Genomic DNA, 1,554 nt, shown 5'->3' with positions numbered 1-1,554 from the left:
GTAAAGATAAAAACAATTACTATGAGAAGAGAAAATGATTTTTTAAATAACATTTAAGAACACCTGCCTTTTTATTTGGTTAGCTGGTTAGTTAGTTTAATATATATTCACTAACCGTTAACTAATTAGATTATAATATGATTCTCTAATTTCCGCAAATGTTTTCCCAAAAAAAATAACCCCCGGAAAAAATCCGGGGGTATTAGAAAACAACTTCACTAAGCTAATAATAATATTAGAAGCTTACTGAAAGTACTGCACTTAAAGTACCAACGTCATCAAGTATATCTCTGGTATCAGCATCCCAATCATTAAACTCATAACCAACTACTAATTCTGTATTTGCTGCTAAAGCATGAGTTAGGGTTAGTTCTGCACTGTAAGGTGCTGGGCCGGTAGGAACGGTATCGTATCTTCCTTCCAAGGCAGCAGTGAGTACATCAGAGTAGACATAAGTTAAAGCAGCAGTTGCGGTATGTTCTACAGCAGCACTATCAAATTGATAGGTTAGACCTAAAGTAATATCTTCAGTCAAAGCATAACCTGTATATTCAGCATAAGCTATATAAGCAAGGGTAGCAGCTGTTACATCATCACTTGATACATCTACTGTAAGTTTATCATAGACCAAAACTACTCCAGCAGGAACTTCTGTGGTCAAAATATCATACCCAGCAGTTACGGTTGCAGTAATATCGCTGAAGGTTAAGCCGAGTTCGCCTCCAACTTCGTTAGTTACAGCAACACCAGCAAGGGTTTGGTCATAATCATAAGTTACATCTAATGTGACATCTTCGCTAGCAACAAAACCTACTGCTACTCCACCACCCATGTTATCAGCGGTAAATCCACCAGCAGTTGGGGCAAATCCAGCAGTGACATAGTTAGCATCCAAAGCAAAGGTTAAGTCTGCGAATGTGGTAGCAAGAGTAGCTGCTCCGGCATACTCAAATGCGGTGTCGTAGAAAGCTGCACCTTCAACAACCAAAGTAACATCATCAAGGGTATAAGTTAAATCAGCACCGCCGACATAGGCAGTTGCTAATTTATCATAAGAAGCGGTTACGCCAAAATCACCGAAATCAGCGTTTACAGTGTAGTAATCATCTACGTTAGCAAATCCGGTGCATGCTCCATCCATCATATTCCAGGTCATTAAAGCGCCATTAAATGGATCATCCGGAGCTGTGTAAATTAGTCCTAAAGCGATAGTAGCTGGTAGAACGGCTCCTACTTTTAATTGTGCTTTGTCGCCCTGGTAATCAATGAAGAAATCTCCCCAGGTAGCACTTGCTGTGCCAGCAATAGCATCAGCAACAGTCATTGAAACACCAGCGGTAGTCTTTTCATTGATGGTAGCAACAATGTCAAGTGTTGTTGTATCTTCTAAAACGCCTACACCGGTATCACTTGGTAATGTATAACTGGCTTCAAATGAACCGGTGATCTTTACTGGTTCAAAGAAGGTGTCCAATTTGGCTACGGTTGTTTCTAGGGCAGCAATAGCTTCGCTGTTTTCGCCTAAAGCAGCCTCTAAGTCAGCTACGGTTACGC

At 40.5% G+C, this 1,554-nt stretch carries 1 protein-coding gene; it reads right to left on the bottom strand.

The genetic code is table 11. The features are described from left to right. Nucleotides 1-235 precede the first annotated feature (235 nt). A partial coding sequence (locus U9Q18_04140) for a hypothetical protein (GenBank protein MEA3313546.1) occupies nt 236-1,554 on the bottom strand: 1,319 nt, incomplete at its 5' end.

The organism is Caldisericota bacterium (genome assembly GCA_034717215.1).
In the GTDB taxonomy this organism is placed as follows: domain Bacteria; phylum Caldisericota; class Caldisericia; order Caldisericales; family Caldisericaceae; genus UBA646.
This window is presented reverse-complemented; position numbering and strand designations above follow the sequence as displayed.